The organism is Azospirillum sp. FG154 (assembly GCF_057809575.1).
The window spans coordinates 129467-155937 of sequence record NZ_JBMDKF010000003.1; the positions used below are offsets into that span (position 1 = coordinate 129467).

25 protein-coding genes are annotated in these 26471 nt (G+C 66.2%); 8 read left to right on the plus strand and 17 right to left on the minus strand.

What is annotated here, in order from left to right; genetic code table 11:
• Nucleotides 1–113 precede the first annotated feature (113 nt).
• From ACODS4_RS04740 to ACODS4_RS04755, 4 genes are read right to left on the minus strand one after another with little or no spacing between them, the layout of a single operon-like run.
• Nucleotides 114–2063, minus strand: coding sequence for an AAA family ATPase (locus ACODS4_RS04740; protein WP_488861218.1), 1950 nt, complete (start codon nucleotides 2061–2063; stop codon nucleotides 114–116).
• A complete protein-coding gene (locus ACODS4_RS04745; protein ID WP_488861220.1) occupies nucleotides 2060–2611 on the minus strand; it encodes a hypothetical protein in 552 nt (183 codons plus the stop codon). Before ACODS4_RS04745 ends, ACODS4_RS04740 begins: the two co-directional genes overlap by 4 nt.
• Nucleotides 2608–3864, minus strand: coding sequence for a dsDNA nuclease domain-containing protein (locus ACODS4_RS04750; RefSeq protein ID WP_488861222.1), 1257 nt, complete (start codon nucleotides 3862–3864; stop codon nucleotides 2608–2610). The genes ACODS4_RS04745 and ACODS4_RS04750 overlap by 4 nt, the downstream gene beginning before the upstream one ends.
• 41 nt (nucleotides 3865–3905) lie before the next feature.
• Complete coding sequence (locus ACODS4_RS04755) at nucleotides 3906–4265, minus strand: response regulator (RefSeq protein WP_488861640.1); 360 nt, start codon at nucleotides 4263–4265, stop codon at nucleotides 3906–3908.
• A gap of 5 nt (nucleotides 4266–4270) precedes the next feature.
• Between ACODS4_RS04755 and ACODS4_RS04760 the strand changes: the two genes are divergently transcribed.
• Nucleotides 4271–5113, plus strand: coding sequence for an MFS transporter (locus tag ACODS4_RS04760; protein WP_488861224.1), 843 nt, complete (start codon nucleotides 4271–4273; stop codon nucleotides 5111–5113).
• Complete coding sequence (locus tag ACODS4_RS04765) at nucleotides 5029–5649, plus strand: hypothetical protein (protein ID WP_488861226.1); 621 nt, start codon at nucleotides 5029–5031, stop codon at nucleotides 5647–5649. Before ACODS4_RS04760 ends, ACODS4_RS04765 begins: the two co-directional genes overlap by 85 nt.
• A 23-nt stretch (nucleotides 5650–5672) precedes the next feature.
• Here the strand turns inward: ACODS4_RS04765 and ACODS4_RS04770 are convergent, their stop codons facing one another.
• Both ACODS4_RS04770 and ACODS4_RS04775 read right to left on the minus strand, forming a co-directional pair.
• Nucleotides 5673–7031, minus strand: coding sequence for a hypothetical protein (locus tag ACODS4_RS04770; RefSeq protein WP_488861228.1), 1359 nt, complete (start codon nucleotides 7029–7031; stop codon nucleotides 5673–5675).
• Nucleotides 7032–7273: 242 nt separating this feature from the next.
• Nucleotides 7274–8293 (minus strand): hypothetical protein, encoded by a 1020-nt coding sequence (locus ACODS4_RS04775; protein WP_488861230.1) that lies wholly within the window; start codon nucleotides 8291–8293, stop codon nucleotides 7274–7276.
• A 251-nt stretch (nucleotides 8294–8544) separates the two neighbouring features.
• Between ACODS4_RS04775 and ACODS4_RS04780 the strand changes: the two genes are divergently transcribed.
• The gene (locus ACODS4_RS04780) at nucleotides 8545–10782 is read left to right on the plus strand and encodes a hypothetical protein (RefSeq protein WP_488861232.1); all 2238 of its coding nucleotides are present in this window, start codon (nucleotides 8545–8547) and stop codon (nucleotides 10780–10782) included.
• Nucleotides 10783–11166: 384 nt separating this feature from the next.
• On the opposite strand, the gene qatD is transcribed toward ACODS4_RS04780, so the two are convergent.
• The 4 genes from qatD to ACODS4_RS04800 are packed head-to-tail and all read right to left on the minus strand — an operon-like array spanning nucleotide 11167 to nucleotide 15813.
• Entirely contained in the window at nucleotides 11167–11922 is a 756-nt protein-coding gene (gene qatD / locus ACODS4_RS04785; protein ID WP_488861234.1) for a Qat anti-phage system TatD family nuclease QatD, read from the minus strand.
• Nucleotides 11919–13250 (minus strand): Qat anti-phage system QueC-like protein QatC, encoded by a 1332-nt coding sequence (gene qatC, locus ACODS4_RS04790; RefSeq protein ID WP_488861236.1) that lies wholly within the window; start codon nucleotides 13248–13250, stop codon nucleotides 11919–11921. The genes qatD and qatC overlap by 4 nt, the downstream gene beginning before the upstream one ends.
• Nucleotides 13247–14014: a hypothetical protein gene (locus ACODS4_RS04795; RefSeq protein ID WP_255636528.1), complete on the minus strand. Its 768-nt coding sequence runs from the start codon at nucleotides 14012–14014 to the stop codon at nucleotides 13247–13249. Before ACODS4_RS04795 ends, qatC begins: the two co-directional genes overlap by 4 nt.
• Nucleotides 14014–15813 carry a KAP family P-loop NTPase fold protein gene (locus tag ACODS4_RS04800; protein ID WP_488861239.1) on the minus strand — a complete coding sequence of 600 codons (1800 nt, stop codon included), beginning with the start codon at nucleotides 15811–15813 and terminating at the stop codon, nucleotides 14014–14016. Before ACODS4_RS04800 ends, ACODS4_RS04795 begins: the two co-directional genes overlap by 1 nt.
• Before the next feature lie 701 nt (nucleotides 15814–16514).
• Between ACODS4_RS04800 and ACODS4_RS04805 the strand changes: the two genes are divergently transcribed.
• The 3 genes from ACODS4_RS04805 to ACODS4_RS04815 all read left to right on the plus strand — a co-directional run bounded on the left by ACODS4_RS04805 (nucleotide 16515) and on the right by ACODS4_RS04815 (nucleotide 18159).
• Nucleotides 16515–17264 (plus strand): DNA/RNA non-specific endonuclease, encoded by a 750-nt coding sequence (locus ACODS4_RS04805; protein WP_488861240.1) that lies wholly within the window; start codon nucleotides 16515–16517, stop codon nucleotides 17262–17264.
• Complete coding sequence (locus ACODS4_RS04810) at nucleotides 17261–17509, plus strand: hypothetical protein (protein ID WP_488861242.1); 249 nt, start codon at nucleotides 17261–17263, stop codon at nucleotides 17507–17509. The genes ACODS4_RS04805 and ACODS4_RS04810 overlap by 4 nt, the downstream gene beginning before the upstream one ends.
• Nucleotides 17510–17685: 176 nt before the next feature.
• Complete coding sequence (locus tag ACODS4_RS04815) at nucleotides 17686–18159, plus strand: helix-turn-helix domain-containing protein (protein ID WP_488861244.1); 474 nt, start codon at nucleotides 17686–17688, stop codon at nucleotides 18157–18159.
• On the opposite strand, the gene ACODS4_RS04820 is transcribed toward ACODS4_RS04815, so the two are convergent.
• The 6 genes from ACODS4_RS04820 to ACODS4_RS04845 all read right to left on the minus strand — a co-directional run bounded on the left by ACODS4_RS04820 (nucleotide 18156) and on the right by ACODS4_RS04845 (nucleotide 24802).
• Nucleotides 18156–18950 carry a JAB domain-containing protein gene (locus ACODS4_RS04820; protein WP_488861246.1) on the minus strand — a complete coding sequence of 265 codons (795 nt, stop codon included), beginning with the start codon at nucleotides 18948–18950 and terminating at the stop codon, nucleotides 18156–18158. The two genes, ACODS4_RS04815 and ACODS4_RS04820, sit on opposite strands and share 4 nt — an antisense overlap.
• 20 nt (nucleotides 18951–18970) lie before the next feature.
• The gene (gene argH / locus ACODS4_RS04825) at nucleotides 18971–20512 is read right to left on the minus strand and encodes an argininosuccinate lyase (RefSeq protein WP_488861248.1); all 1542 of its coding nucleotides are present in this window, start codon (nucleotides 20510–20512) and stop codon (nucleotides 18971–18973) included.
• Nucleotides 20513–20578: 66 nt separating this feature from the next.
• Nucleotides 20579–21508, minus strand: coding sequence for a DMT family transporter (locus tag ACODS4_RS04830; RefSeq protein WP_488861250.1), 930 nt, complete (start codon nucleotides 21506–21508; stop codon nucleotides 20579–20581).
• A 27-nt stretch (nucleotides 21509–21535) separates the two neighbouring features.
• Nucleotides 21536–22762, minus strand: coding sequence for an ATP-grasp domain-containing protein (locus ACODS4_RS04835; RefSeq protein WP_488861252.1), 1227 nt, complete (start codon nucleotides 22760–22762; stop codon nucleotides 21536–21538).
• On the minus strand, nucleotides 22762–23847 hold the full coding sequence (locus ACODS4_RS04840; RefSeq protein ID WP_488861254.1) for a cysteine synthase family protein: 1086 nt from the start codon (nucleotides 23845–23847) through the stop codon (nucleotides 22762–22764). The genes ACODS4_RS04835 and ACODS4_RS04840 overlap by 1 nt, the downstream gene beginning before the upstream one ends.
• A complete protein-coding gene (locus tag ACODS4_RS04845; protein ID WP_488861256.1) occupies nucleotides 23837–24802 on the minus strand; it encodes a GHMP family kinase ATP-binding protein in 966 nt (321 codons plus the stop codon). The genes ACODS4_RS04840 and ACODS4_RS04845 overlap by 11 nt, the downstream gene beginning before the upstream one ends.
• Nucleotides 24803–25063: 261 nt before the next feature.
• Here ACODS4_RS04845 and ACODS4_RS04850 point away from each other — a divergent pair, with 261 nt between their 5' ends.
• A complete protein-coding gene (locus ACODS4_RS04850) occupies nucleotides 25064–25537 on the plus strand; it encodes an Lrp/AsnC family transcriptional regulator (RefSeq protein WP_488861258.1) in 474 nt (157 codons plus the stop codon).
• 13 nt (nucleotides 25538–25550) lie between these two features.
• Here the strand turns inward: ACODS4_RS04850 and ACODS4_RS04855 are convergent, their stop codons facing one another.
• Complete coding sequence (locus ACODS4_RS04855) at nucleotides 25551–26006, minus strand: thermonuclease family protein (RefSeq protein ID WP_488861260.1); 456 nt, start codon at nucleotides 26004–26006, stop codon at nucleotides 25551–25553.
• Between the two features lie 171 nt (nucleotides 26007–26177).
• Between ACODS4_RS04855 and ACODS4_RS04860 the strand changes: the two genes are divergently transcribed.
• A complete protein-coding gene (locus ACODS4_RS04860) occupies nucleotides 26178–26372 on the plus strand; it encodes a hypothetical protein (protein ID WP_488861262.1) in 195 nt (64 codons plus the stop codon).
• Nucleotides 26373–26471 lie beyond the last annotated feature (99 nt).

Sequence of the window (26471 nt, forward strand, 5' to 3'; positions counted from 1 at the left end):
TCGATCCCAATCAAAGGCTTAGACGCCGGAATCCGGGAGAATCATTGACTCTAAAGAGGGCGCCCGCGGACATCGCCACCGTCAGCCGCGCCGACCACGAGCTCCCCGCGGCGTCAGGGGCCTTCGTAGTAGCCGATCAATGGGGGGTTCTCCGGGTCACCCCGGCGCATCATCCTGTCCAGCGACGGCGCGACATCGGCTGGCGGCGGCGCGAAGGTCTGGTCCACGATGACGACCTGCCAGTCGGCCAGCACGCTGCCGAGCAGGGCGTACAGGTGCGCGTAGAAATTCCTGAAGATGTCCGGGTTCACGTCTGGGGTGATGTTCTTCATCGGAGAGTCGATGATGAGCACCCGTGGGACCGGCAGGCGCTGCTCCGCGGCCGTCTTGTGGAGCGCCAGCGCAAAGGCGATCTTCATCAGGATCTTCTTGCCGCCGCTGCCGACGGTGAAGAACGAGAAGGCCCGCCTTTCATCGCCCCTGGGCCACACCGCAGGGATCAAGTTGCTGCGCCCCAGCATGACTTGGTCGTCGGCCGAAAACGCCGGGAACTTGATCGCGCCGAGCACGGCTGCGTAGTTCTCCTCCAGCTTCGTCAGGTTCTGTTCGGCGCCGACGAGCTTGGCTTCCTCCTCCTCGAGCTTGCGCTGCACCGCCTCAATATCGGCCGACAGAAGGTCGGCCTGAACAAAGAGCCGGGCGATTTCGGCAGGCAGCGCCCGAATGCGCTCAAGGAACGAAGAGCGCTCCCGGATGACGGCAAGTCGCTGCTCGCCAACACGGCTTCGTGCCAGGAAATCCGATTCATACCCTTGAAGCGACTCCGCCACGCGACCGTCCACCTCGCGCCGGACTTGCCGTACCTCCACGAGTTTGGCTTGCAGCGGGCCGAGTGACTTGCGGTGCCGCAACACCGAGTCCTGAAGGTCGGCGATGCGCGCATCCAGGTCCTGGCGCACGACATCGGCTGTAAGCGCCTCCCCGCGCGGTTGCTGGTCGTACGGTGTGTGGCATAGGTAGCAGGCGTGGTCCGCGCCTTCGGCTTTGGCCGGGAGCCCGGACCCGCAGCATGGGCAGCACTCGAACTCCACGCCGTCAAGGACACGGTGGGAGATGTCCACCCGCGCGGCCTTCATCTTGAGCTGCATCAACTCGGCTGCCAAGGCGTCCTGTTCGCCGACGCGGGCGTTGACCTCGTCGATGGCGTCCTCAAGCGTCGCCACCTGGGCAGCCAGCTCCTTCAGTCTCCTGCGGTTCTCATCGGAGATCCGCGTATCCGGCCGATACCCCGCGCGCAGCGCAGCAAGCTCCTCTTCGATCCGCCTTGCTTCGGCGTTCAGCTCCTCCAGCTCTGCGGCAATGCGCTCCTCAGAGTCGAACCCGAAGGGGGCCAGGAACGCGCGAACCTTCGTAATGGAGTCCCGTTGGGCGCGCTGCTCCTGCTTCAGGCGCTGAAGCTCGATCTGGAGTTCGTTCAGCCGCTCGCTCAGGTGGCCGACGAAGAACCGCAAGGTGTCCTGGCTCTTCTCCTTCCGGATCGGTACGTCGAGCAGAAAGAAGTCCGAGTCGAGGTTGTCCTGGTCGAGATAGACGAACTTGAAGATGTCACGGATGCTGAGGCGCACCAGCGGCGAATCGCTGTCGTAGGTGCGCCGCCGGACTTTCACGACCGGGATCCCCAGGAGCCGGAGGATCAGGTCACTGAAACTGAAGACATCCTCACCGAAGATCGGCTCCGCCCGCGGTCTCATGGGCGCCGACACCATGTAGGTTTCGCCCGCAGCGGTCTGCCAGGTGACCTGCGCCGAACCGGTGTCCTGGGCGACCCGCTCGATGACCACAATGTTCGTGCCCATCCGAGCCTGCAACGAGACGGAGACGAGCTCCTGCTTGAGCGCCGGGGTGCCCGGGAACCGGCCGCCGAGGCAGAAGTCGATGAGGGCCGGGATGCTGGACTTACCGGCCGACATTTCGCCATGGAAGAACGAGACCCGTTCGGCGAAGCGCACCGTCTCGACGCTCGCACGGCAACGCAGCTGGAGGTACTCGAAGCGCAGCTTCATGGCGTGATGGCCTCGTCGTAGGCGAGCGTCGCGATCTCGGGGAAGGTGGCGTAGATGAACTTCATGATGTCCGCCGCCCCGATGTCGATCCTCTGGCGGAGCATGCGGGCACGGGCCGCCAACGGCTTGGTGGCGTCTTCTTCCGCCAACGCGGCCGCAATCTCCATCCCGCGCGCCGTCAAGGACAGCCGGACGGTGCGACCATCGGTGTCGACCCGTGCCAAGCCCTTGGCGGACAGGATGTTGATGAAGCGCCGGTAGCGATGGTCCCACGGCCCGAAGCGGTACCGCACCATCGTCGCTTCGACGCTGCGGCGTTCGTAAGGCTCCACCGGCACGCGCCCGGGCGCCACCCCGCGGGCGACCATCGCGCGCTCGAAGTACGACGGGTACCTGAGCAGGAAATCCAGCTTGGCGAGTTTGGTGATGCCGTGGATCGCCGCGTCATCCGGCCTACTGAACGCCAGCAGGAGGACAAGCATGCGGGCCAGGTGAACCGGCTCGTCGCGATCGAGGCTGGTCACGATGTCGGCGAGCGTGAGCCTCATCGGACAGCCTTCAGATCGAACCGGTCACTCCACCAGACCGTACACTCCTCGGTCAGAATCCCGGCCGTACCAAGCAGGTGCTCCCGTGCGCAGTCAAACATCGGCAAGCTACTCGTACGCAGCCGATCTTCCAGCATCTGCCGAAGAGCTGTGTACATCGCGCTCGCATACTTCTGGCCCGGCTGCTCAACGGACAGCTGAGCTTCGACGCAATCGTCCCTGACCAAGGTTTTCAGATGCTGCAAACGCCGGTTGGCCTCGTCGAGGCCGTAGCGGTGAACCCATTTGACATACAGTGTCTCCATGGATTTCTTGAAGTCCTTCAACGAGTCGACACGCGCCATTTGGAGGCCACCGTGCTCGAGCTTCTCGACCATGACGTCGAACCCTGGAGGAAGTGCGTCTGCCGAGACGCCTCCTGACGAGACCAGAAGGTTGTCGGCCCCTTCGACCAGGGACTGCCGGATGACCTCTTCCACCCGATCCGCGGTGATCGTCTTGCCCACCAGCAGCAGGGCGTCCCGCTGGGCGTCGAAATCCATCACCAAACTGTACAGGTCCGCGACGCTGCCGCCGAGAACGCAGCTGGAGGCCTGTTGGCAAAGGTAGATGAGGTTGTCGGCAACCCTGGTGAGGGTGTGGAACGTCTGCGTTCGCCGGTAGTCCCGAACATCGCCGACATTTTCGCGCAGATCCTTGTACGGCCGCTCCAGGTCCGTTTGCTGACCGAGAAGAAGCAGCTTGAGCACGGCGGCAACGACGTGTGCCTCGTCACAGCCGTGCTCACCGCACAGGCCGGACACAAACTTCTTGAGCAGGTGCGCCTTGGTCAAGCCATCGAGGTTGCCACGCTCGCAGATCTGGGCGCGAATGTAGGAAAGGTTGTTCCCGTTCTCCTTCTCACCCCAAAACCCGTGGTTGGTGATGAAATGGAAGTTGTCAAACCGAGCCGGATAGGCTTTTTCAAGTTTTGCAAACCGGCCGATGCTGTTCTTGACGGCGTCGTCGGTGGCCTTAAAGGGATCCAGATCGAAGCGGCGTGTCTTGACCTGGAGAGCATCGTAGGTCCCGCCAGGCTTTCGGAGCAGGATGTCTTCGTGATTCTCGCAGTAGATGGCTTCCAGCTGGCCGGACAGCAGCCGCAGACACTGAAGGGCAGCGAAACAATGCTGGTACGAGAACCGCGCTTGGGTGTCAGCGCCGGGATCCGTCTTGTCGAGCACCGCGCCTGGGTCCGGCGACGCCGTCGTCACGCACTACTCCTCACCATTTCGCTCAAAGGTTTGTTCGTCCTTTAAGGCTCAGCCTCGACCACTTGATATGCAACAAGAGGTCCAGGTTCACAAGAATTTCTTTTTGAAGTGGTAGGCGGGCGATCGCCCCCAACGTGGGCAGCCTTGCCGGTGCGGGGCTGCCGGAGGTAGCTAAGGGCCTTCGGAACACATGCGATGTGGTCCAGCTGCGGAAACAGGCTGTGGTAGAGTTCCTCACCGGCCAAATCCGGCAGCCGGATGTCACACACCAGAAGGTCCGGCCGCTGGCCCTGGAGCGCCCCCAGCGCCTCGCCGCCGGTGGTCAGCCATACCGGCCGGAAGTCTTCGAGGGACAGCCGCTCGACCAGGGACTTACCCATGATCGGATCGTCCTCGACGATGAGTGTTGGTTACGGTCATCCTGGCGGAACGGCCGCTCGATCCGCCGGATAAAAGCCGTCCCAACAGCCTCTTCACCCCCGGGAACCCGCGCCGCCGGGTGGCCTCCAAGCCCGCGTTCTGGCTGCTGCTGGTATCCTTCGCCGTTCACACCGGCATCTTCTCGACGCTCAGCTATCACCTCTACCCGCTGCTTATGGAGCGGGGGTTCGAGGCGACCGCGGTTGTCGGCGCCATCGCCGTCATTGGACCGGCTCCGGTGGCCGGGCGCATCGCGGTGTCGGCCTTGGCCGGGCGGCTGCCCATCCGCCGTCTTGGCTCCGTGATCGTCGCCGGGCTTGCGCTGGCCGTGTTGCCGCTGTCCATCTCCGGCTCGGACCTGCTGATGGTCTACCTGTTCGCAGCCCTGTACGGGGCGGCGAACGGGATCATGACTATCGTCCACGGGATGGCCGTGCCGGAGATGCTGACGAGCGAGGGTTATGGCGCGATCAACGGAGCCCTAGGGGCACCGGCGACGGCAGCGAAGGCGGTAGCTCCGGTCCTGGGCACCCTGGTGTGGCAGGCGTTCGGATCGTACGATGCCTTGGTCATCTGCACCCTTGTGGGCGCGCTGGTCGTCGCCGTCTGCTTCTGGGCGGCAGCGCTCGCCGCCCGTCCTGGGTGGCCGGGCAGGGTCATAGAACTAGAAAGGAAAAATCAATCACACCGGAGGCATGGTTTCGGCGCCTTCACACACCATGAGCACCATGAGGTCGTCTCCACATGTCGCACGCCGACTACATCCAGCGCCAATGGGCGGCAAACGCCGCTTGGTCGGCGGAAAGCGACTTCTTCTTCGAGGCGCTGACGGCGGCCGAGTTCCAGTGGTTCTTCGTGCAGGCCCTGACCGCCATCCGTACTGAACTCTACCTGCCCGGGGTGTCGGCGCTGTTCAACGGCATCGAGGCAAGCCTGCGGGTGACGCTGCAACAGGTTGCGGCAGAAAAGCAGGCCACGTTCGAGCTTTCTCCTTACCGGGTACTGTCGAACACGCTGCTGATGTCGGCACATGACGCTGGGATGCCGGTTGGCGCTCTGGCGTTCCCCGGCGAAGACGACTTCTTCGACCGGTTGGCCAGCAAAAAGCCGAATCGGATCGACGTGGAGGTCGTACGCCTGCGCAACAACATCTGCCACGGTGACATCCTTGAGTTCGTCCAGGTCGTCGACGGCGGCAAGGACGCCTTCTTCACCCCCGAGTGCCTGCGCGAGACCGCCTTGGTCCTGCTCGGCGTTTCGTTCGAATGGGCCAAGGCCTTGGGCGATTTCCGCCGCGCTAGCGGGTTGCTGCACTACGGGCCGACGCCGCCGATCCCGTCGAGCCCGCTCGTCCAAAGCACCTAGTCGGGCGAGGGCCAACCCACGGTTCACACCGCCACAAAGCCGTCACCGCCAAACCCGTCATCCTCAGCAGCGTCCCGTGGGTTCAACCTTGCCCGAACGTGCTCCACCATTCGATCGGCCGCGATCTGATAGGTGACCTTGTGACGCTGATGTCGGCGCACGGTGAGAAGGGACCGAAGCTCGTCGGGACGCAGCAGGCGAACGTCCACATCGGCCTCCCTGGCGAGGCCGTTGGCGATGTCCTTGCAGTCCATGCAGACGGGAATCTGTTCGGGGTGGATGCCAAGGGTGCTGAGGCGTCCATGCAGGGTGCGGTCCTTGGAGAAGCGGACAATGTATTTCGGCGGACGCCCGCAGCATGGGCAGGTCCACCCGGCCGGGAGGTCCTGCCATTCTGGCGCCGCCGCGAGGAATCCCACCACCTCGGCGTCGGTCGGCGTTGGCAGCCTCTGCTGCCCGCTCTTCCGCCAGACATGCAGCGCCTCCTCGCCCCGCTTCGTCGTGCAAGAGGTGTCGATCAGGTCGAAGTTGGCCCCAGCGTTGAGCCCCATGTTGTCCAGCATGTCACCGGCTTCGGCGTTCACGTCCTCCCTGCCGGGATGCCGCTCGGGTGACCGCCAGTGAACGCCGCGGGCGAGCAGTGCTACCTGTTCAGAGACGGCCGTCTTGCGGAACTCGAAGGTCTCGAGCTTGCGGCGCTCGGTGAACAGCTTCAGAGCGCGCTTTACGTCTACCTTGTGGTGTTGGTTCCGGCAGCTGGTGATGAAGTAGCGGATCTCATCCACCGCGAATGAGAACGCCTCCATGAAGTCTGGACCAAGGCGCAAGGCCTCCATCAACGCCACCTTCGCGTCACGGTCCGCCTTGTTGCAGCTCTCGCAGATCATGACGTTCTCGAAGGCCAAGAAGGCCTCGTTGAGCGCGCGCATCACGTCCGGCCGCCGGTCCTCGGCATTGTTCCAACGCGGCCCCAACTGCTCCCGGAACGCCCGGTTGATGAAGTTGCCGAAATGGTCGTGGTGATCGACGACCTTGGCGATGAGCACGCCCGACGCATTCCTGTGGGCGATCGCGTCCTTGCTTCGCCCGCAACACGGACACTTCCAGTTCGGCTTCAACATGGCCCACCACTGGTTCAACTCGACGCCGGTGGCGTTCAACCGCTTAACCAAGGCCTCGGTGGTAGACGACCAGAAGCCGTCGAAGTGGTCGATGACGCGGGCCTTGCTGGAGGGCGAGCGAAGCTCCTCGACCTGTTTGCGCAGGTCCTGGCGCTTACATCGAATGTGATCGAGCAGCCCCTGCGTGGTGGCCGCAATGATCCTCACCCCGTCCTGCTTGATGGTCGCTGCCGACGGCGCCCGGTTCTCCGACATGCTCATGCCCTTTGAAGCCGAACGCCAAGGATACATGCGAAGGTTACAACCATGCGAATCGAATTCGCGGATCTCCTACACGCAGCCTTCAAGCTATTTCAGAGTGACTCGCAGAAGCAGGTGGGAAATTGCCCTCCTGGTGGCCAGCAACAGCGAGAGTCGCTTTGTCTACCGACCAGTGAAGCAGGTAGTGCCTGCCGGTATGCTGGACGCCCTATCCGAAGCGTTATGGAGGACCTGCGGGAATACTATCGCAAAGCCCTACCCTCCTCATAACGCCGAAAGTCCGTGGACACCCGGTGCACGCCTCTGATCTGGTCACGGAGGTTTGTTAGGTCGCATTCGGACAAAGACGGGTAGCCGACGTCGAACCGCAGCTTGCCAGTACCGGTCGCATGAAGACCGCGGGCATGACTGGCGATGTCCTCAAGCAACGCTGCACACCGCCGGGCCGGTTCGGCGATGGGCCCAGAGACCCGGCCGAGCGACATCGCCAGCTGAGACGCCTCCCAGGCCACCGTGTCGATGTTCACATCCCGCGGCTCAGTTGTCAGCGGGTGGTCGGGACCACGCCGAGCCGAGGTCTCGGCGATACGGGCGGCCAGAACATCGGGATTGAACCCGATCCGCAGTTCCCCGGACAGCCCGGCCGAGCGGCGTGGCCGCCCATTATCAAACCAGACCGCTCCAACCAGCTCGTTGCGCTCGTTGAACCTCATCACCGCGGGCGCGATGGTGCGCGACGTCAGCAGGCCACCGGCGTAGTGAAGGACGGTAGCGCCGTGTCGAGTAACCGAGACCTGGCTGAAGTCCTGGCCCTCGGCCCGCATCTTGGCGGCGTACTCGGGCGACACCGGCCGGACGCCACCGGGACCGACCTCATAGGCAACCGTCATCGCCTTCGAGCCCCACGCCCCGGCGTCCAAATCCGCCCTGGCACGCCCGGCAATGGTCCGGCCGACTTTGCCGAGGAGGCCGCTCAGATGCTCCTTCAGCGTAGAGGGCGATGAAAGGCCATGCTGGCCCCGAAGGTCGCGGCGCAGCTTCCGTTCGCGGCGCCCGGCCAGCGCGCCATGGACCTCTTCAGCGACCAGCGCCGCCGGAAACAGGACGAGGGTGGCTGTGGCGGGCCCGGCCGCCAGCGCGACGGCGCCCACCGCCGTCAGCAAGAGCCCGGCATCACGAACCAGATACTTCCAGCTGCGGGCACGACGAACGGCGTCATGGTCGACGTGCGCCTGCTGATGTTGTTCATTCCCCTGCGTCATTGTCCGAGCTCCCGAGCGACCGGCCTGCCGTCAATGTCGGTGCAGGCCATGCAAGGGACGTGATTGGAACGGGCGGCGTTCGGGGATTCGTCAGCCTTGACGCACCCAGGGATCTCGCGTGTACAATGAAAAACGCCGCGGTCATAGCCCTGGCAGGGGCTCGCGCGGCGTCTTTCACTCGTAGGTAGACCCAGCATGACGCGCTTTTCGCGTATGATCAAGGGCTACCGCCGCACTTGGCGGTAGCGTAGTTGGCCCGGCGGCTTGAAACCCCAATCAAGCACCGCCGGATACCTTCCACACCCAGTGTTGACATTGTTGAAACAGTCGCCGCCGAGGCGGTCAAGCGTCCCTGCCGCGCTGTCGAGCGCGTCGCGATCTGCGATCCCGCGGAATGGGCCGACGACGTGCTGGTCATGCGGCCGACCGCCGAGCGCTATTTCCCCGGCAAGACGATCACGCTGAATGAACGCGGCGCGATCGCTGTGCAGCCCTACGGCAGCGCGGTGTTCTTCCGCCCCATGCTGCTGGCCGTGAGTGATCTCGACAGCCTGCACGCGGCCTTCGTGCGGGTCGCCGAGGCGGTGGATGGCCCGGGCTTCGTCGTCGCGGGCGACGTGTTCGAGAAGGCCGATCCCCGATCGATCACGCGCCGCAAGACTGGACGAAAGGCCGTCAAGCGGAGCGGCAACGTCATCGAGCGCGGTAGGCCACGGGGTCTCCAGGATGCTGGGCGCCGTTGGCTGGTCCTCGATCTGGACAAGGTCGCCAACCTGCCTGGCGTAGATCCCCGCCTGTCCCCGGCTGCCACCGTTGCCTACCTGCGCGGCCTGCTGCCGCCGGTGCTCCGGACGGTACGGTGTTCCTGGCAGTGGTCGTCCACCCTGGCGCTGCGCGACGATCAGGACCGCCCGCTTCCCACCGGTCAGGCACCCCCAACGTTGTCGGCTCACCTGCGCTTCTGGCTCGACCGTCCCTTGACGGAGTCCGAGCGGGCCGCGCTGCTGAAGCGGATCAACGCCCATGTCGTCGCCGAGCTTGCCCAGCGCGGTGCGCCGGTGGCCGCCGGTGCGAAGCCGGTCGATCCGAGGACGGCGATCTACAACCAGCCGATCTACACGGTTCGCCCCCGCTTCGACGACCACGGCCTCGCCGACCCTTTCCCGAACGCGGCGCGCTTCGGCCTGACAGCCGAGGGCAACGACCAGGTGGATGTCGGCGCTCTGCTCGATGAGCTGCCGATGCCGCTTTCCGCGGCTGCCCGTGCGCTGACCGAGGAAGAGAAGCAGGCTCGCCGGGAAGCCCGGCGGACCGCGCGGGCGGCGAAGCAGGCCACGACGCAGCCTGCGGCGATTCCCTTCCCGGCTTCCCGCCGATCGGGGCGGCAGGCAGGCAGTGCGCCGCCCAGCGCACCAAACAGCGCGCCGACCGCGGTCGTGGTGTCGCTGGGAGATGAGCGCCGGAGCCGTCGCGAGCGCGAGCTTCAGCAGGCCTATGGTGATGGCACACAGCGCAGTGTAGCCCGCAACCGCGAACTCTTCCGGTTCCGTGCTCTGCGCGACATCGAACGGATCGTCAGCCACCGTAGGGCGACAATCCCTGAGTGGGGCGACGGCGTTCCCGCAGGACTGCGCGATCCCGTGCTGACTGTTGTCGCCTCGCTGCTGTCCTACACCGAGACGCCGGGTGGTCTGCGCGCGGCCATCGCCGAATTGGCCCAACGCCTCGTGGCGCCGGACTGGTTCGCGGCCGAGTGGGTCACCGCGGGTGCCGACCGTGCGATCATCGAACGTGCGCTGATGGCAGCCGAAGGGCTGGCGACCATCTACAGGGGGCGGGGACAGGACCCCCGGTACGACTTCGGGAAATCCACAATCATCGACCTACTGGACGTCACCGAGGAGGAGATGATCGTTCTCGAGCTTGAGGCTCTGACCACCGAAGCCGTACGTAGCGACCGGCGCCGCCGGGCAGCGGGACGGCCAACGGCCGAAGAGCGTCATGCCCAGACCGCCGAGGCAATCAAGCCATGGCTGGCGGCGGGTGTCAGCAGGGCGACGTGGTTTCGCCAGCGCGCGGCAGAACGTGCCATGGAGGTGGCGGCAGATCCCGTGAGACTGCTCGCGACCGTGGATTCTAAAGAGGGACAACGGGAGGGCTGCGGGAAGCCGGGAGGAGACGCTTCCTTCCCGCCGACGGATGAGATCACGGTCGCCGAACGCGAGTTCGCCGCTGAGAAGAGGGCGGCCGAGGAGGCGGGGCTCGTTTGGGACGCAGAGAACGCTATCCCATGGGACTCTTCGACGTGGTGGATCCCGGCAGAACGGTTTCCGGCATCCCGCGCTGCCACGGAATCGAACCGGGCGCTGTCCGCGCGACTTGGACGCGATGGACGTAATGGGCCAGAGGACGGGTCACAGGTGTCCGGTTGTGCCCGTGTGTTCGCCCGCTTCAATGCCCGTCTATCGGCCATGCCAGGCGTCGGCTGACCAGGGCTGAAGGCTCATGTCTCCAAGACTCCCCCGGCGGTTCACGGGCCGGTCGGATAGCCGCCGCGCTTCCAGCGAACTGTCGGGAAGAACCGCGATGCGCAGCGCGGCGTCGAAGCCCTCACCAACGAGGTCTACCGTTTCGTCGCTTCGCGCGGATCTCCACCAACTTCTCAGCGATGTTGGTCAGCGGCCAGCTTTCCATCTCTTCCGACAGCGCCAGGGTGCGCAGAAAATTGGACAGGTCGTAGGCCAGGGGGTGAAGCAGTTGGTCTGGCCGGGAGCCGCAGGTGCGCGGTATGGGGGCCGCACGAAATGCTGCTGCACAATGCCCTCCGTTGCCTTGTTGGGTTGTCAATGGCTGCTCTGGCCACCGCCCCAGATCTACGTTCCCCCAACCGCCGACGACGCCAGCTTGCGGAATCCCGACAGGACCGCAGCGGCCGCCTCCTCGGCGCTGATGCCCCAGCATGCCGCCAGCGCCTCCCGGGCCACGGCAACCTCGCCAGGACCGAGCGGCTTGCCGCCGATCGCGGCGAACGGGCCGTCCGTTTCAGTCAGCACGCGGTCTCGGGGCATGGCCGCAAGCAGGTCGCGCCCGCGCTTGCCCGTTACCATGGCCGGGCCGACCGAGAACCAGCAACCCATGGCGACGGCGCGCTGGAGCTCGGCCTTGGTGCCAGAGAACCAGTGCAGCACTGGGACACCGGCGTCGGGGTGGCGGGCCAGCACGTCCAGGACCTCGGTGGCGGCGCGGCGGCTGTGGAGAGACAAGATACGCCCGCCCGCACGGGCCGAGGCGGCCAGGACGTGGTCGAGGACGCTGATCTGCTGCCGCCAGTGCGGCTTGCACTCTGGACTGCCGTCCAAACCAATCTCGCCCACATACCGAGTCTCGGGCAGCAGGGCGTCAAACAGCGGCAACTCTCCGATGCGCTCGTGGGCGAGCTGCGGATGCAGGCCGAGCGCCGTGCGGATGCGATCATGGCCCTTGGCAAGCGCGACCGTTCCACGCCATGCCTTTGGCGTCGTCGTTACCGACAGGATGTAGGCTCCGGACTCCGCGCAGCGGCGGGCGACGCCAGCGGGATCCGGGTAAAGGTCGAGGTGGCAGTGGAGGTCGACTGCGGGGGCTCTCACGGGATCAGGCCGAGGCTGGTCAGATAGTCCTCAACCTCTGCCATGCCGCGCTGGGCGACGTCCAGCAGCGCCTGCCGTTCGGCCATGTCCGTCGGCAGCGGGCCGGTGCGCCCCACCCAGCGTGCGACGTCGGTCGTTGGAAGCCGCCCAGCGGCCAGCACCAGCGCCATCAAATCGTCGGCCGCCTCCTCTCGAGGCAGGACAGCCACGAGATCCCGGTTGGTCGGCTCGTAGGGTGTTGGGTCTCGCATCCCGGCGGCATGGAAGGAGGCGCGCCGAATGAGGCAGGGGACACACTTGCCGCACTGTTTGCCCGTCCGCTTCCACTTGCCGCAGGAGACGGTCTCCCGCGCGATCCGCACCAACGTCGCCTGGTCGGCGCATCCTCGGAGCATCTCGCCCTTTGTTTTCTTGGCGTAGGGGTTGGTGATCTGGACCGGCAGGCCGAGCTCGTCAATCAGGCGCTGCACCAGCTCGAGGAAGTGAGGGTGCGTGGTGCGGGTGCTCAGCGCGCCGATGCGCCGGGCTGTCAGCGGCGGATTGAGCGCGATGAGGCCGTTCTCCGGCACGATAAGGTCGACCGGCTCCCGAGCCACCCCGCGCTGGGCGAGCGTGGCGGCGACCAGCGCGCCATAGGCGAGAAAGTTGAAGCTGCGCGTCCGCATCTGGACGTCGTTCAGGTGACCGAGGTCAGACACCGGGTGCGCGTTCGCGGCGAAGCGCGAGACCTTGGCTGGCAGTCGATCCCAGATCCATTCCTGCTTCTCTGCGTCACCCCGGTAGGAGTGGCTGACCAGGATCGGCCTGCGCCCAGCAGCGAGGAGGTCGAGTGCGCCGACCGCGCTGTCGAGGCCACCGGAAAACAGGCAGACCCCGTCGTGGCCGTGGAGCGTGGTGCGGGCACCGCGCCGTTGCGGGGGTGGGCGCAGAGGCCCGTCGGGTAGGAACTCAAGCGTCCAAAGGTCGCCGCTCAGGAAGCGGAGGGCTTCTTCAAGGAGCGGGCGCACCGGCTGCCAGGGGGTCGGATTCTCCAATGGGATCCGCAGGCGGAGATTGCGGGTCCAGCCGTCGGCAGCCTCCTGCTGGCCTTCGGCCGTCTCGCGGTCGCCGAAGGTGTCGGCAGCGGTCACCGCCATGGCGACAGTCAGCAGGTCATGGGCGCGCTCTGGAACGCGCGTGCCGAGGCGGCTTACGGCCGTGCGGACCGGGCCGCCGATGGAGGCGGTCCGGCGGCCCGGCGGCCCGGCCCCGTACATGAGGACCGGGATGATGCCGGGGGCGGCCTGGGGAAGGCGTTGGCCGTCGTGGTGGAAGATGAGATCGGTCACTTCTCGTACGCCTCCCATTCGGCCCAAATGTCCTTGATGGCGTGCAACTGGACATCCCGGACCATTCGGCCGTTCAGCATACGGACGTTCCCGGTCAGCAGCTTCGCCATGTGCTTGTCGGTGGCGGCGCGCACGAGAACCCTCATCGCCTTCTCAGCTCGGTCGGCCTGCCCAGCGTTCCTTGCCTTCGCGAAGGCGTCACGGGAGTCCAGAATGACCTGCTCGAAGATGCACTCCGTCAGGTAGGCGATCATCGTCTCGGCGATGATGTCGTCGGTGATGCGGTTGAAGTCGAACTCCTCTTGGCCCACCAGGGCTTCCGACAGCGCATCGTTCAGCGCGACCCGGATGCGCTCGGCGTCGCCGTTCACGGGGACGAGCGCCTTGACGAGCATCCCGATGGCGACCTGGGTCGGACGCCCGTTCAGCGTGTCAAGGTCGACATTGGGGAGATTGGGATCCTGGCCGTCGCGCAAAGCGGCCATCGCATCGAACAGGGCGCCACCGGCGCTTGCCATCGCGCCAAACCGCCTGGAACCGATGGTCCCGCCGCCGGTGGCCTTGCGGGCGTAGCTGCCTAGCGCCGAGCGCAGCTTGGCGCCGTCGCTGCCGCCGCCAGACACGAACTGGCCCAGCTGCGTGCGGAACTCACGGAAGCGCTGCCCTTCCGGCTGGAGTTGCGGCGCGTTCGGCTCGCTGTCGGCCCAGGGCGGCACCAGGGGGGAGTTGCTGCCCGGCCCGCGGCTCGAGGACGACGTACCCATCAGCTTGCCTCCCCGGCCTTGTACCAAGGCTCGTCCCGGATCAGGGCACCGAGCCAGGGTGGCAGCTTCTTCGAATTGGCGCGGCGGGTGAAGGCCGCGAGGTCCGCTCCGGCCTCGGCTGCCACCTGGGCCAGGATGAGGGCGCCATGGATCCCGGCGGGCGGCTGGAGCCAGTCGCCGTGGGAGCGGAAGCGTTCGATCATCGCCTTCATGACGGCGGTCCGCTCGGCTTCAGGGATGGCGTTGGCGGCGGCGATCGCCGAGGGCGAGGCCATCTTGGTGGTGCCAAGCAGCACCCTCAGCCCCTCAGTGGCGGCTTCGGATAGGCCGCCCTTCAGGCTGCGCAGCGGCATGGTCTCGCGGCTCAGGTAGACGAGCGGGCGCAGGTTGATGCCCGCCAGCGGCGGGTCGAGGGCCAACCACTCGCGAACGAACGCCGCCCTGGGCTTCCATTCCTTCGGGCAATCGCCCTCGAACGCCCGCTCGTCGTCGAGGTGTTGTGCCAGCTTTGCCAGCACCTCGGGCTTGCCGTCGGGGGATGCGTTGATCTCCCGGTATAGGTAGGTCACCGAGGCGGCGTCGGTGCAGCGCTCGAACAGGGCCAGCTTGGCGACAAGGGCCTCGTCGACCGGCATCTTGCGGCGCTCAGCGATCTTCGCGCGCATGCGCACAACGTTCAGCATGCGCTTGACGATGCGCGGGTTGCCGCGGACTTGGTCCGAGTTCACCAGCATCGGCGCCATGCGATCGGCGATGCCGAAGCCTCGCGCGAGGTCGGCCGAGGCCGTGTCGAGCATGGCGAGCGCGTCTTCGGTGCTGATCGGCTCCTCCGCCCATGCTTTGCGCAGGTTGTCCTCGAGCCGGGCGCGCAAGGCCTCCAGATGCTCGGCGGCGACGCCGGGGTCGGCCGAGGCGAACAGCAGAAACAAGTAGGCGCGGGTTTCCTGCACGCCGATGGCTGGGACGCGCACCGGCACCTGGATGAGCTTGTCCAGGTAGTCGGTGACGTGCCGGTCGCCGGGGTCATTGAAGAACTTGGAAACCGAGTGCCGGACCATGTCCTCGTCGGCGGCGACGACGAAGGCGGTGTGGTCCATGAACAGGAACAGGCGTAGGGCCTCCAGCGTGTGGATGGTCTGCGGCGGCAGGCAGCGGTCGAGGTTGTCGACGAAAACCACCAAGGTCTTCCCAATGCCGCGAAGGACCTCCTCGAACTCCCTGTGGAAAGCGGCGATCTCCTTGGGCGGTGTCCTCTTCTTCTCAGGCTCCAGCAGACCCTTGCCGCGCTCCTTGGCCTTCTTTCCGGCCTCCTGCGCCGCTTCGATGTCCTCCGCGTCACCGTCCCCCGAGATGAGGTTGTCGACGGCGTCGAATCCCTTCCTCAGCCAGCCCATGGTCGGCATGCCGTGGGCGAGCGCAGCAGCCTCGGCGGCCAGCCCGATCACCCGCATCGTGTTCACACGCCCAAGAAGGCTCCTTGCCTTCACGACCAGGCCCTCGTCATCCTTGGCCGCTTTCAGGAGCGTCGTGGCGATGACCTCCATCAGCGCCGCGCGGGAGTCGTCGAATCCCTGGTAGAGCCAAGCGTCGAAGCGGACGACGATGAACTGACCTTTCCGGACTTCGGTGGACAGTCCGGTATCGATCAGGTTCAGCAGGGTGGACTTCCCGGTGCCCCAGGTGCCGAACACGCCGACCGACACCGGCCGCATGGTCGGGGATCCGACTACGTCCACCACCAAGTCCGCGACCTCGGAAAAATTTAGAAAGTCCTGCCTCGCGTCAATGTCCGCCCACATTCTTGCCCATCTCCGCTCTCTTTCCGATGGAAACACCAGCACACAGACTATCTAAAGGATAGTAAAATCTCTACCAAAGGTCGACCAAATGCTACACGATCAGGGTTTGCCAGCTAGGTTGCAGAGCCCCTGATACCAGGGTCGGAAAGTTCTGACTTCTGGCCCTGGTATCGGCCGCGACTGCGGCCGCGCGGGCTCATGCCCGCGAAGCCAAGGCCCGCGAACGCGGGCCGCCCGGTGTCTGAGGGACCGGAAAGTGCCGACCACAGGTCGGAACTTTCCAGGATTGGTATGAGATACCGGCCTGCCTGACGTTGGACACTGTGCTTCGTGGGGATCAAACGAACCACCCAACGATCTCGTCCAACGAGGTGCTCACGAGCAGGAGGCGGCCACCCTGGATACCTAAGGTCCGCCTCCGACATCATTGTCGCGCCCTGGGTGATCTTCTGTGAGGAGGTCGGCGAGGACAATCGGACGATGTGCCTTGCGTGCCCGTCGTCGTGCTCCACGATGGTGACATCCGTCCGCAAGCTGTCGTAGCTTCAGCCTGTTCTGGGAATGGAGAAGATATGCCTCGCGGACCACGTGCCGTTACCCGATGGGCGGTCGCCTGCGTGCTTCCGGCTCTCGTTCTGTTCGCCCTTACGGATACGGTCGATGCCGCGCCGACCGCTTGTCCGGCCCACTATGCTGGGTCCGTGGCGCCGGACCTGGTGAATTCGAAGCTGGCTGCCAAGACGCGGGAGCTCTGCTACTCAGCATTCGCTGTTCTGCATTCCGGGGTGACGCGCACCCCGCTCTACGCGGTTGAGCACCTGACCCGGGACAGCGTCGCAGCCGCCAAGGGCCTCCAGCGTCCGGAAGCCAGTGCATTCCATGCCGAACCCAGGCTGCCGCCAGACGAGCGTGCCGAGTTGGCTGACTATAAGCGCTCTGGATTCGACCGCGGCCATCTTGTTCCATCAGCTAACGAACCAACTCCGAATGCCCAGCAGGAGAGCTTCAGCTTGGCCAACATGATTCCCCAGGTGGGCGAGAGCAACCGCGGGATATGGAGCGCCATTGAAGGGGCAACCCGGCATCTCGCCAACACCCGTGGCGAGGTCTACGTCGTGACCGGCCCCGTCTTCCAGGGCGCCAACCTCCAGCGCATCGGCGGCCGGGTTCTCGTGCCGACCCATGTCTTCAAGGCTATCTACGATCCGCGCCGCCGTGAGGCCGCCGCCTATCTCGTGCCCAACGCGCCAGGGAACGATTACCAGCGGATCCCCATTGCACAGCTAGAGGAGGTCACCGGCATCTCGGTCTTCCCTGGCATCCCGGCCGCGGCCAAGTCGACGGTGCTGGCTCTGCCGGAACCTCAGGCGCCGGGGCGGGGGCGGAAGAAGGATGAGCCTGGCTTCGCCGAAAACGATGTCCTGAAGTTCCTGAAGGAGTTGATGCGATGATCAAGCCTTATGCCGACGACGCCGGAGCCATGCAGGTCGGGGAACTCCAGGTCGAGAACGGCACCGACCGGGTGGCGCTCTATGGGTCGATTGACCTCACCCGCGACAAGCAGGGACTTGAGCATGCCCGCAGGCTCCGCGACCTGCTTGCCGCCGTCGTGCAATCCCTGGAGGCCGAGGCCGATCTTCCCGACCAGCTTCCTCCGCCGAAGCCGACGGATACGGTCCGCAACCCGTTTCAGTAATCGGTGAGCCTGAAGAGGCAAAGCCCACCGGCACATCCGAGCGGTGCGTCAGCACGCGCTATGAGGCCGTTCTTGTCCCACCTGTCCATCAGGTCTGGGGAAGTACATTTGGATGCGCAGGGCGAAAGGTTGTATAAGAAGCGTAACCGCTCACGTAAACGGATCGGCTGGGCAGCATGGCGCGTCGAAGGAATGGAACCCAAGCTAAGGACGGAATTGAAGCAACTACGGCGGTTGACCGATATGTCGGAAGCCGCATCCGGCTACGCCGCACACTCCTGGGCATGACCCAGACGGCGCTGGGCCAGGCCGTCGGCCTGACCTTCCAGCAGATCCAGAAGTACGAGAAGGGAGCCAACCGGGTCTCCGCATCCCGCTTGTGGCAGTTCGGTGCGACGCTGGACGTGCCCGTTTCCTTCTTCTTCGATGGATTTGCCGACCAGGGCGATCTACCGGACGTGATCCTCGAGCCCGACCTCTGCACACCGGGAGAGCCGGATCCGATGGCAAGGCGGGAGACGCTCGAGCTCGTCCGAGCCTACTACCGCATTGAGGACCGAGGCCTGCGCAGACGGCTGCTGGACCTGATCAGGGCGGTTGCCGCAGCGGACGTCCCGGCAGACGCCTTTCTGGCCGCAACCGATGCCTAACGGACGGCGGCTTCCGGCGACGCCGTTGCACCGTCCCGTTCCGCTGCAACAAGGCGGGCCAGCCGCTTCACGACAGGTTCGCCCAGCAAGGTGACGTAAGAGCGCCTGCCGATGAGCAGGTACTCGACCAATTCAACCCCGAGCAAGCTCCCGGCCTTCTGGATGTCCGCGCAGGAAACCCTGACGCTGGCCGGGTTCGGTGGTTCATCGCTTGGGCAGCTGTGGACGATCACCAAACCACTGGCGTCCATGGTCAGCGCGCGGCTCATGATTTCCCGGACATACAAGGCGACGTCACCAACTGACCCGGTTCGGTGAAGCTCATCGGCAATCAATTGGCGCTGGCGGTCGAGGAACAGCAGGCGCAGCGTCTGGACCGCCGAGCAGGCGGCACGAAGGCGAGCGTAGGTGACCAGATCCTCGTGAGAGGAAAGGATCGGGCGTTGCTCCAGCGTAGGGCGCACCAACCGTGCCGCCAGTTCGATGACAGCCCGGAAGCGGAGGGCTGCATGATCGTCCCACGGCATGCCGCCGGGCAGCTTCCCCGCTGATGCCGCCGCAATCGCCATCTCAAGCGACCCATGCCCGCTCAGCAGTCGGAGAGCCAGGAGATCGCCGTCGGCATCCGGAGCAGCCATTGCCAGCAATGCGGACAGCAGGGCTTCGTCCGGTATCCCCTCCAGGTTGCCTCCGATCCTCGGGTCCCTCATCACCGGGAACGGCCGGGGGCTGTTGGCGGCCGCCGGTCTCCCGGCCTTCGCCCTGGGCGCAACCTTGGCCGTGCTTGGCATGGTCGACCTCTCACTCCTGATTATGCTTGGCCGGAGCGGCTACGGCCCGTCCGGTCGAGAACGGCAATGCCGAGGACGCCATCGACCGCCGCACGCAAGGACCGGTTTGCCCGGCGCCAGCGCCGTTGCTGCTCCACCAGCGCGCCACGGCGGCTGCGAAGCGAGTCCCGCACCCGTTCGATCTCGCTGGCGGTGGATTCGCGCCCGGGGCCGCCGCCATGCTCCTGGGCCGCGGCGATGTCGACCGGCCGCAGCACGGGCGACCGGGTGCCGCGGAACCACTCCGGCCGAGCCTCGCGTGCGGCGGTCTCCAGATCGACCACTCCCTGGACCATCATCGAGCGGATGATGTCCCCGACCTCATGGTGGGCGCGGCGGAAGGGCATGCCATGCTCCCGGACCAGCCAGTCGGCCAGCGCGGTGGCGTTGGTCTGGCCGGACACCGCCCTGAGGCGCATGGCGCCCTGGTTCGGCTCCGCCCCGGCCACGATCAGCCGGACCAGCGTTAGCGCATCCAGCATTCCCGAGGCCGCCGACCACACCGGCTTGACGCCTTCGGTGCCGACGGCAATGGAGTTGGAGAAGGGGGTGGCGTGCATCGCCATCGCTGCCGACGTCAGCGCGCCCATTGGCGCAGCCGCCAAGCCCTTGACGTGTTCGAGCATGTAGACGTTGCGCTTCTGCGGCATCATCGAACTGGTGCCGACCAGATCATCGGCCACCGTCAGGAAGCCGAACTCGCCGGTGGTCCACAGCTGAAGGTCATGAGCGAGACGGCTGAGCGTCACGCCGAGGATGCCCAGCGCCGCCAGCAGGCGCAGGACGGCGTCACGCGAGGCCACGGCGTCGATGGAATGCGTCCAAGGGCCCGAGAAGCCGAGCAGGGCGGCCGTCCGCCGTGTGTCGATGGGAAGTCCCGTGCCACCCACCGCACCGGCACCGAGCGGGCAGCGGTCGAGATCGGTTAGCACGGCATGCAAGGACTCGGCATCGCGGTCCAGCGCCGCGGCGACCCCAGCGTAATAGTGGGCGAGGGTCACCGGCTGGGCGGGCTGGTAGTGGGTGTAGATCGGGAACACGGCGTCGGTGCAGGCCGCAGCGCGGCGCAGGAGGGTGGTCTGGAGCCGGGACAGGCCGGTCAGCAGGTCGGCGACGACGCTGCGCAACCGCAGGCGCAGCACGGTGGCGCCCAGGTCGTTGCGCGAGCGTGCCGTCTGGAGAACGCCGCCTATCTCCTCGCCGAGGTCGGCGATGAGATAGGTCTCGTAGAGCAGGTAGACGCCGCGCGGGGCCGCACGGCCGCGCAGGACGGCGAAGCCCGACCCTTCCATCTCGTCGATGCGCCGCAGCAGGGGGGAAACCTGCGCCACCGGCAGCAGGCCGGTCTCGGCCATCATCACCAGATGCGCCCGGTCGACCTGGGTGATCCATGGCAGGTCACGGTCGATGGCGTCGTCGGCGACGTCGCCGAACAGGATGGACTGGGCCGTCGGGTTGAGCGTCCCAGCCACCCGGCCGGTGTCGCCGAGGTGGGCCAGGATCTGGGCGTTGCTGATCACCATGAGGGTGGCTCCCGGTGAGAAGGAATTTTGGGTGTATGGCTGGTCGGAGCGTGGCTGATCGCCGGATCAGCGGCTGGAGGTCCGGCGGGCCAGCGTGATGCCGACCAGTGCCAGCGCGCCGCCGAGCCACTGGAGCGGCCCCAGGGCCTCGCCGAACAACATCCAGGCCAACGCCGCCGCCGCGACCGGCTGGATGAGCAGGCCGATGGAGGAGAAGGTTACGGGCAGGTGGGCCAGCGCATGGGTGATCAGGCCCTGGCCGATGACATGGCAGGCAACGCCCAGCGCCAGCACCACGGCCCAACCCCAAGCGGTTGCGGGCAGCAGCGGGCCGCCCTCAATCCAGGCGGCCACCGCCAGAACCAGGGCGGCGGCAGCGCTCGATCCCGCCATGATGACGCTGGTCGAGTGGCTGGCCCGCAGGCGTTTCACCGCCATCAGGTAGACGGCGTAGAAGGCGGCGGTGCTGACTGCGATGGCGTCACCCTGCCATTGCCCTTCCGCAGCACTTCCCACCGACGCGAACAGCCCGTCTCCAATCAGCAGCGCCATGCCCGACAGCGAGACCGTCAGGGCGACGATCAGGCCGAGGCCGATCCGCTCGCCGAACAGCAGCCAGCCGAGCAGGGCGACGAAGATTGGGGCGCAGTTGTTGAACAGCGTCGCCTTGGCCACCGAGGTCATCGTGATGCTGAGATGCCAGAGCGCGAGGTCCCCCGCCAACATCAGCCCGGCCACCCCCATCAGCACCATGTCAGTGACGGTGACGCGCGCGCTGGCAGATTGGGGCGCCTTCCGTTCGGCAAGCATGCCGAGCCAGAAGAAGGGCAGCGCGATGACCAGCCGGTAGAAGGCGGTGGCGATCGGCTCCAGTTCGCTGACCCGCACCAGGATGGGGGCGAGCGCAATGGCGAGCGCACCCGCCAGCAGGGAGAGCAGCGCCGGGTTCGCCCCGGCGCGCGACGGTCCGGCGGCCGCAATGGAGGTTGAGGACATGGAAGGGGGCTCCTTCTGCTGTTCCGGTCAGGCGACGGTGGCAAGGGTTCCGGTGCCGTCGACCGCGACACGGAAGCGGATGGCGCGGCGCGCCAGTTCGGCGGCGGCTACTGCGCCCTCCAGGGTGGGGGCGCTGGTGAGTGCGTGGCCGAGGCGGTCCTGGAAATCGCCGCGGCGGGCTATCAGCAGTGGGTATGCACGGTATAGCCGCAGGTCGCGCAGGAAGGGCGCACCCCGTGCCGCCTCCAGACCCTCGGTGGCGAACCAAAGTCCGTCGTCGGGTGGCGTGAGGAAGCGGATCGCCGCGTGCTCCTGCCGGGTTGGCGTTACATCCGGGGTCTGGCCGACGGCCAGTTCGACGGTTGCCCGGATGAGGTCGATGCCGGTGGCCTGGCGGACGAGCTCGGGGATGAATCCCCCGGCCAGCCGCGGGTTGACCTCCATCAGGTGCGGGCCGTCCTCGCCAAGGCGAAGCTCGACATGCAGCGGCCCCCAGGTGAGGCCAAGCGCCCGCGTCGCGGCCAGCGCGAAGCCCGCGATGTGGTCTGCCGCGGCTGTGGCCAGCGGTGCCGGGAAATCGTGGCCCATCTCGACGAAGTGCGGCAGGGCGCCCAGGTGCTTGCGGGTCACGCCGATGACGGCGTCGTGGAAGATCTCCACCGAATACTCGTCACCCCGGACGACTTCCTCGACCAGAAGTGCGCCACAGGTCGGGTCGGCGAGCAGCACTCTGGCGTGGGCCGCCACCTCGGCCATCGTGGCGCAGAGCCGGACGCCGACACTGCCCGATCCGGCCACCGGCTTCAGGACAACGGGCAGCGCGATGCCGATGGCGGCCTGGACGGCATCGGCGACGCTGCTGACCTCGGCATGGCGCACGCGGTCGATACCGGCTCCGTCCAGGCGGCGGCGCTGGGTCGCCTTGTTGCGGCAGGCGGCCACTGCGTCGGCATCCGGTCCCGGCAGGCCGAGGTCATTGGCCAAGCGGGCGGCGGTGGCGATGAAATACTCCGAACTGGAGGTGATCCCGGCCACCCCCTCGCTGAGCGCCAGTTGCCGCACGAGCGAGCGCAGGACGGTCAGGTCCGCCGTGTTCGCCTCGATGCTGCGGACGGCGTCTTCGGCGACATAGGGATAGCGGCTGGGCTGGCGGCTGATAAGCACCGGCTCGAAGCCGAGGGCACGGACGGTTTGGGCGAACAGGCGGCCGGTACCGGACGTGTTGCTCTCGATGAACAGCAGGAGGCGCGGCATTACGCGGCCTCCGCGAGCTCGCGCGCCGCCGGGTTGGCCGCCGCCAGCACCTCGTCCAGCGTCCGGCGGTCCCAGCGGAAGCTGCTCCAACTAGGCCGGACGTCGCTGGGATGCGCCACCGGCTGCGGGGCTTCGGGCAGCACGCCGGTCCAGCCCGGCAGCGCTGCGAGCCAGTCGTCGTTGTAGATGGTGGCGACGTAGCGGTGGCCCTCATCGGGGAACAGCGTCACCACCTTGCGGTCGGGATGGGTGCGCGCCCACCAATCGGCCACCAGGTATGCGGCACCACTCGTGCCGCCCTGGTAGAGCGCGTGGTGCTGGTGCAGGCGGCGGGTGGCCAGGAACGCCTCGGCGGCGCCGACCCAATGGACCTCGTCGAACTGGCGGTGGTCGACGTTCGGCGGCACCAGGCTGTTGCCGAGGCCGCGCAGCAGCCGCTTGCCGTCGGGCTGGCCGAAGACGACGCTGTGGGGGGTGTCGACGCCGATGACGTGGAGATCGGGGTTGAGGTGGCGCAGGAAGCGGGCGATGCCTGACATCGAGCCGCCGGACCCGACGGTGCCGACGAGGCAGTCGACATGACCGAGGCGTTCGGCGATCTGCTCTGCGACTTCGGCATAAGCGCGCGGATTGTCGGCATTGCCGTACTGCGAGGGGCAGAAGCTGCCCGGGTTGGCCTCCAGCGCAGCGCGCAGCCGGTCGAGGCGGGCGGTTTGGAAGCCGCCAACCTCATAAGGCTTCTCGACGATCTCCAGCGTGACACCCAACTCCAGCAGGCGCTTGTGTAGGTGCTCGTCGATGGCCGGGTCGCTGACCAGGATGAGCTTGTAGCCGCGCACCGCCGCCAGCATGGCGAGCGCCAGCCCGAAGGTCCCCGACGTCGTCTCGCAGATGGTGCCGCCCGGTTTCAGGCGGCCGTCGGCCGCCGCACGGTCCAGCATGTGCCGGGCCGGAAGCAGCTTCATCAGGAAGAAGGCGGCGCCATGCAGGTTGTCCGTCAGCCGCACCAATCGGGGGAGCTCATAGTCGGGAAAGCCTCGGGACTCGCGGGACAGGGGCTGGGACATCGTCAACTCAAGCGACATGGCGAACCTCGGCGGCATCGGTGCGGAAATGGAAAGCGGGGGGCAGGCCGATGTCGTCGAGCCTGGCGGCCGCCTCGGCGACCTGGCGAGCCGTGGCCGGGTTGCGGGGGTCGAAGAGCAGGCCGACGACGGTGCCGCTGTGGGCGACCTGGATGCCGAGTGCCCCGGCGGAGGCCGCGATGGCGTTGATCTCCTCGAAGGCGGGCTTGGGCAGGTGGCGCTGGGAGATTCGGGCGCTGGCCGTGGCAACGCGGCCGAGCAGAGCCGCGTCGCCCGTGCGGATTGCCCGCCGCAGCATGCCGCGCAGCGGCCGGAACGCCTGGATCTCCCACTCATCGTAGTCGGCGGGAGGCTGCTTCACGGTGTCCACAAGGGCGCCGGGAGCCGTGTTGACGCTGAGAACCTCCAGAGGCGGCAGGGCGGGGCCGAGATGTGCCAGCACAATGCCCTCGCGCTGGGCGAAGAGCACGGCGAGGTCTCCATGCATAATGCCGTCGCTGGCCGTCTCCGCTCGAACCGCCAGCCGGGCGACCTCGTCGGCGCCGAGGGCCGCGCCATGGGCGTCGGCGACGGCGCGGATGGCGGCCACCACGTCGGCGGTCGAGGACCCCATGCCGAGGCCGACGGGGATGCTGCTTTCCACCGTCAAGTGGCCACCCTGGTCATGCAGGCCCAGGCTGTCCAGCGTCAGCCGCGCGGCCTCGGCCGCCTTGAGCTTGTCGTCCGGGACGGTGACCAAATTTCCCGGTGCCGGGCGGAAGACGGCGGTGGATGAAACGATGTTGCACGGGAGCGTGACGAGACCGCGGTGCGGGCGGCCTGCATCGTCCGGGAAAACCCCCTGGAGGATCTCGCCGTGATGGCCGTTGACTTGGCCGAAACCGTGTTCTTTTCGCTGATTTCCCCTGGTGCCAAGGCGCACGGAGGCAAACCGAGAGATCACATCTCCGGGCATTCGAAACCTCTTCGCTGAATGGGTCAGTTTCTATTGTTAGTGTTTAGGTGGGTGTCCCCGGCCTAACGGGGATAATCGTTTATTATTGGGAAGCTGTTTGCGCCGCGGCGCAGTTCATTGCGTCGTGATGAGCAGACTGTAGCGCCATCTGGACGGTATGAAATTTCTAATTCTGCCACCCAGTTTGTCACGATGGAAAAATTGACGGCGCACAGCGCGACACTCATAAGTGTGAAATCGCCTTAAACGAGCAGTCACCCCATGCCTGACATCGAACTCGACCAAATCGACCGGAAAATTATCAACCTGCTTCAGGGGAACAGCCAGATCACCAACCTGGAGCTCGCCGACGCGGTTGCGGTGTCGCCGCCGACCTGTCTGCGCCGGGTCCGCCGGTTGCGCGAGGCCGGGGTCATCGCCAAGGATGTCGCGATCGTCGATCCCAGCAAGCTCGGCAGCCACATCCAGCTGATCGTGACCGTCGAGCTCAAGGGCGACGACCGGGTGCTGATGGATGCCTTCGAGAAGACCATCCACGCCCAGGAGTGCGTGATGCAGTGCTACCTGGTCACCGGTTCTACCGATTATGTCCTGGTGGTCTGCGTCAGGAACATGAGTGAGTTCGAGAAATTCGCCCGGGCAACGCTCTATGCCAGCCCGTTGGTCAAGCGGTTCATCACCCTGACGGTGATCAGCCGGGTCAAGTACGAGACCAGGATTCCGATCGACGGCTGACCGAGTGCTGGCCTCACCGGTACTTCCACATCCCCACCCGTTCGGTCCGCGCGGCCTGTTCCTGGAGTTCGTAGAACCCGGCGCTCTCGGCCCGGTCATCCGTCGCCCATCCCGAGGTGATCATCAGGTGGCCGAGGTCGGCGCCGTCGACCGAGCATTGGGCGCTGACCGGCTTGTCCGGGCTGCCGTCCTTTACGATGCAGATGACCTCGTCCTTGCCGATCAGCGCCTCGAGCAGGCGGCGGGATACCCTGGCGCACGGCTCCGCATGGCCATTTCCATAGCATAGGGCATCCGCCTCCGGTGCCCGGACGCCCCAGAGTTGGATGTCCCGTCCTTCCACTTCGATCCGGTCTCCGGTGATCACGGAGATCTCGGCCGCGAGGGTTGCGTGAACGGCCAAAGGCATCAGCAGGGCGGCAAGAGCAATTCGGTGAAATCCGCGGAGCGCTGCGGACGGCAGATTCATGCGCCTACTCATGAGGGAACGGCTGTGGCTTAATGCTACCGAACAGCCACGTCTTCGTCATGCAGGAATTTCCCCTTCCCGCCAAGCTCCCGCCGAAAGGTCGCTTGCTTGGCTGCCGGGGCCTGTTCATTGTCCAGGCGTGCATTTTCGCGGGGTCTGCTGGTGTTCGTCGTGAGCAAGGAGATGGCTGAAGCCGTGCAGATGGTCTTCCACGAGCAGGGCGAATGGCCCGCCGTGGCGGAACTGCGCCGCCACGTCCACATCGCCGACAACGCCAGTGCCTTGCAGGCGGTCAGGGCCATCGCCTCTTGGCGCACCCTTCCCGCCGAGCCACCGGCGCGGCACCATGAGGCGAAGGACGGCTAGGCAGATACGTGAACCATCTATCGTGTCAAAACCCCCTCGGCATGCAAAACGACGGGGGCTGGGTGATGGATTGTGTGAGTATGCCTGTATGCATTCGAC

Bases quoted from the DNA above. Each gene is read 5' to 3' on its own strand.
- ACODS4_RS04740 (WP_488861218.1), bottom strand. From the start codon at position 2,063: ATGAAGCTGCGCTTCGAGTACCTCCAGCTGCGTTGCCGTGCGAGCGTC.
- ACODS4_RS04745 (WP_488861220.1), bottom strand. From the start codon at position 2,611: ATGAGGCTCACGCTCGCCGACATCGTGACCAGCCTCGATCGCGACGAG.
- ACODS4_RS04765 (WP_488861226.1), top strand. From the start codon at position 5,029: ATGTCGCACGCCGACTACATCCAGCGCCAATGGGCGGCAAACGCCGCT.
- ACODS4_RS04770 (WP_488861228.1), bottom strand. From the start codon at position 7,031: ATGAGCATGTCGGAGAACCGGGCGCCGTCGGCAGCGACCATCAAGCAG.
- ACODS4_RS04775 (WP_488861230.1), bottom strand. From the start codon at position 8,293: ATGACGCAGGGGAATGAACAACATCAGCAGGCGCACGTCGACCATGAC.
- ACODS4_RS04795 (WP_255636528.1), bottom strand. From the start codon at position 14,014: ATGGGTACGTCGTCCTCGAGCCGCGGGCCGGGCAGCAACTCCCCCCTG.
- ACODS4_RS04800 (WP_488861239.1), bottom strand. From the start codon at position 15,813: ATGTGGGCGGACATTGACGCGAGGCAGGACTTTCTAAATTTTTCCGAG.
- ACODS4_RS04810 (WP_488861242.1), top strand. From the start codon at position 17,261: ATGATCAAGCCTTATGCCGACGACGCCGGAGCCATGCAGGTCGGGGAA.
- ACODS4_RS04815 (WP_488861244.1), top strand. From the start codon at position 17,686: ATGGCGCGTCGAAGGAATGGAACCCAAGCTAAGGACGGAATTGAAGCA.
- ACODS4_RS04820 (WP_488861246.1), bottom strand. From the start codon at position 18,950: ATGCCAAGCACGGCCAAGGTTGCGCCCAGGGCGAAGGCCGGGAGACCG.
- argH (WP_488861248.1), bottom strand. From the start codon at position 20,512: ATGGTGATCAGCAACGCCCAGATCCTGGCCCACCTCGGCGACACCGGC.
- ACODS4_RS04830 (WP_488861250.1), bottom strand. From the start codon at position 21,508: ATGTCCTCAACCTCCATTGCGGCCGCCGGACCGTCGCGCGCCGGGGCG.
- ACODS4_RS04835 (WP_488861252.1), bottom strand. From the start codon at position 22,762: ATGCCGCGCCTCCTGCTGTTCATCGAGAGCAACACGTCCGGTACCGGC.
- ACODS4_RS04840 (WP_488861254.1), bottom strand. From the start codon at position 23,847: ATGTCGCTTGAGTTGACGATGTCCCAGCCCCTGTCCCGCGAGTCCCGA.
- ACODS4_RS04845 (WP_488861256.1), bottom strand. From the start codon at position 24,802: ATGCCCGGAGATGTGATCTCTCGGTTTGCCTCCGTGCGCCTTGGCACC.
- ACODS4_RS04850 (WP_488861258.1), top strand. From the start codon at position 25,064: ATGCCTGACATCGAACTCGACCAAATCGACCGGAAAATTATCAACCTG.
- ACODS4_RS04855 (WP_488861260.1), bottom strand. From the start codon at position 26,006: ATGAATCTGCCGTCCGCAGCGCTCCGCGGATTTCACCGAATTGCTCTT.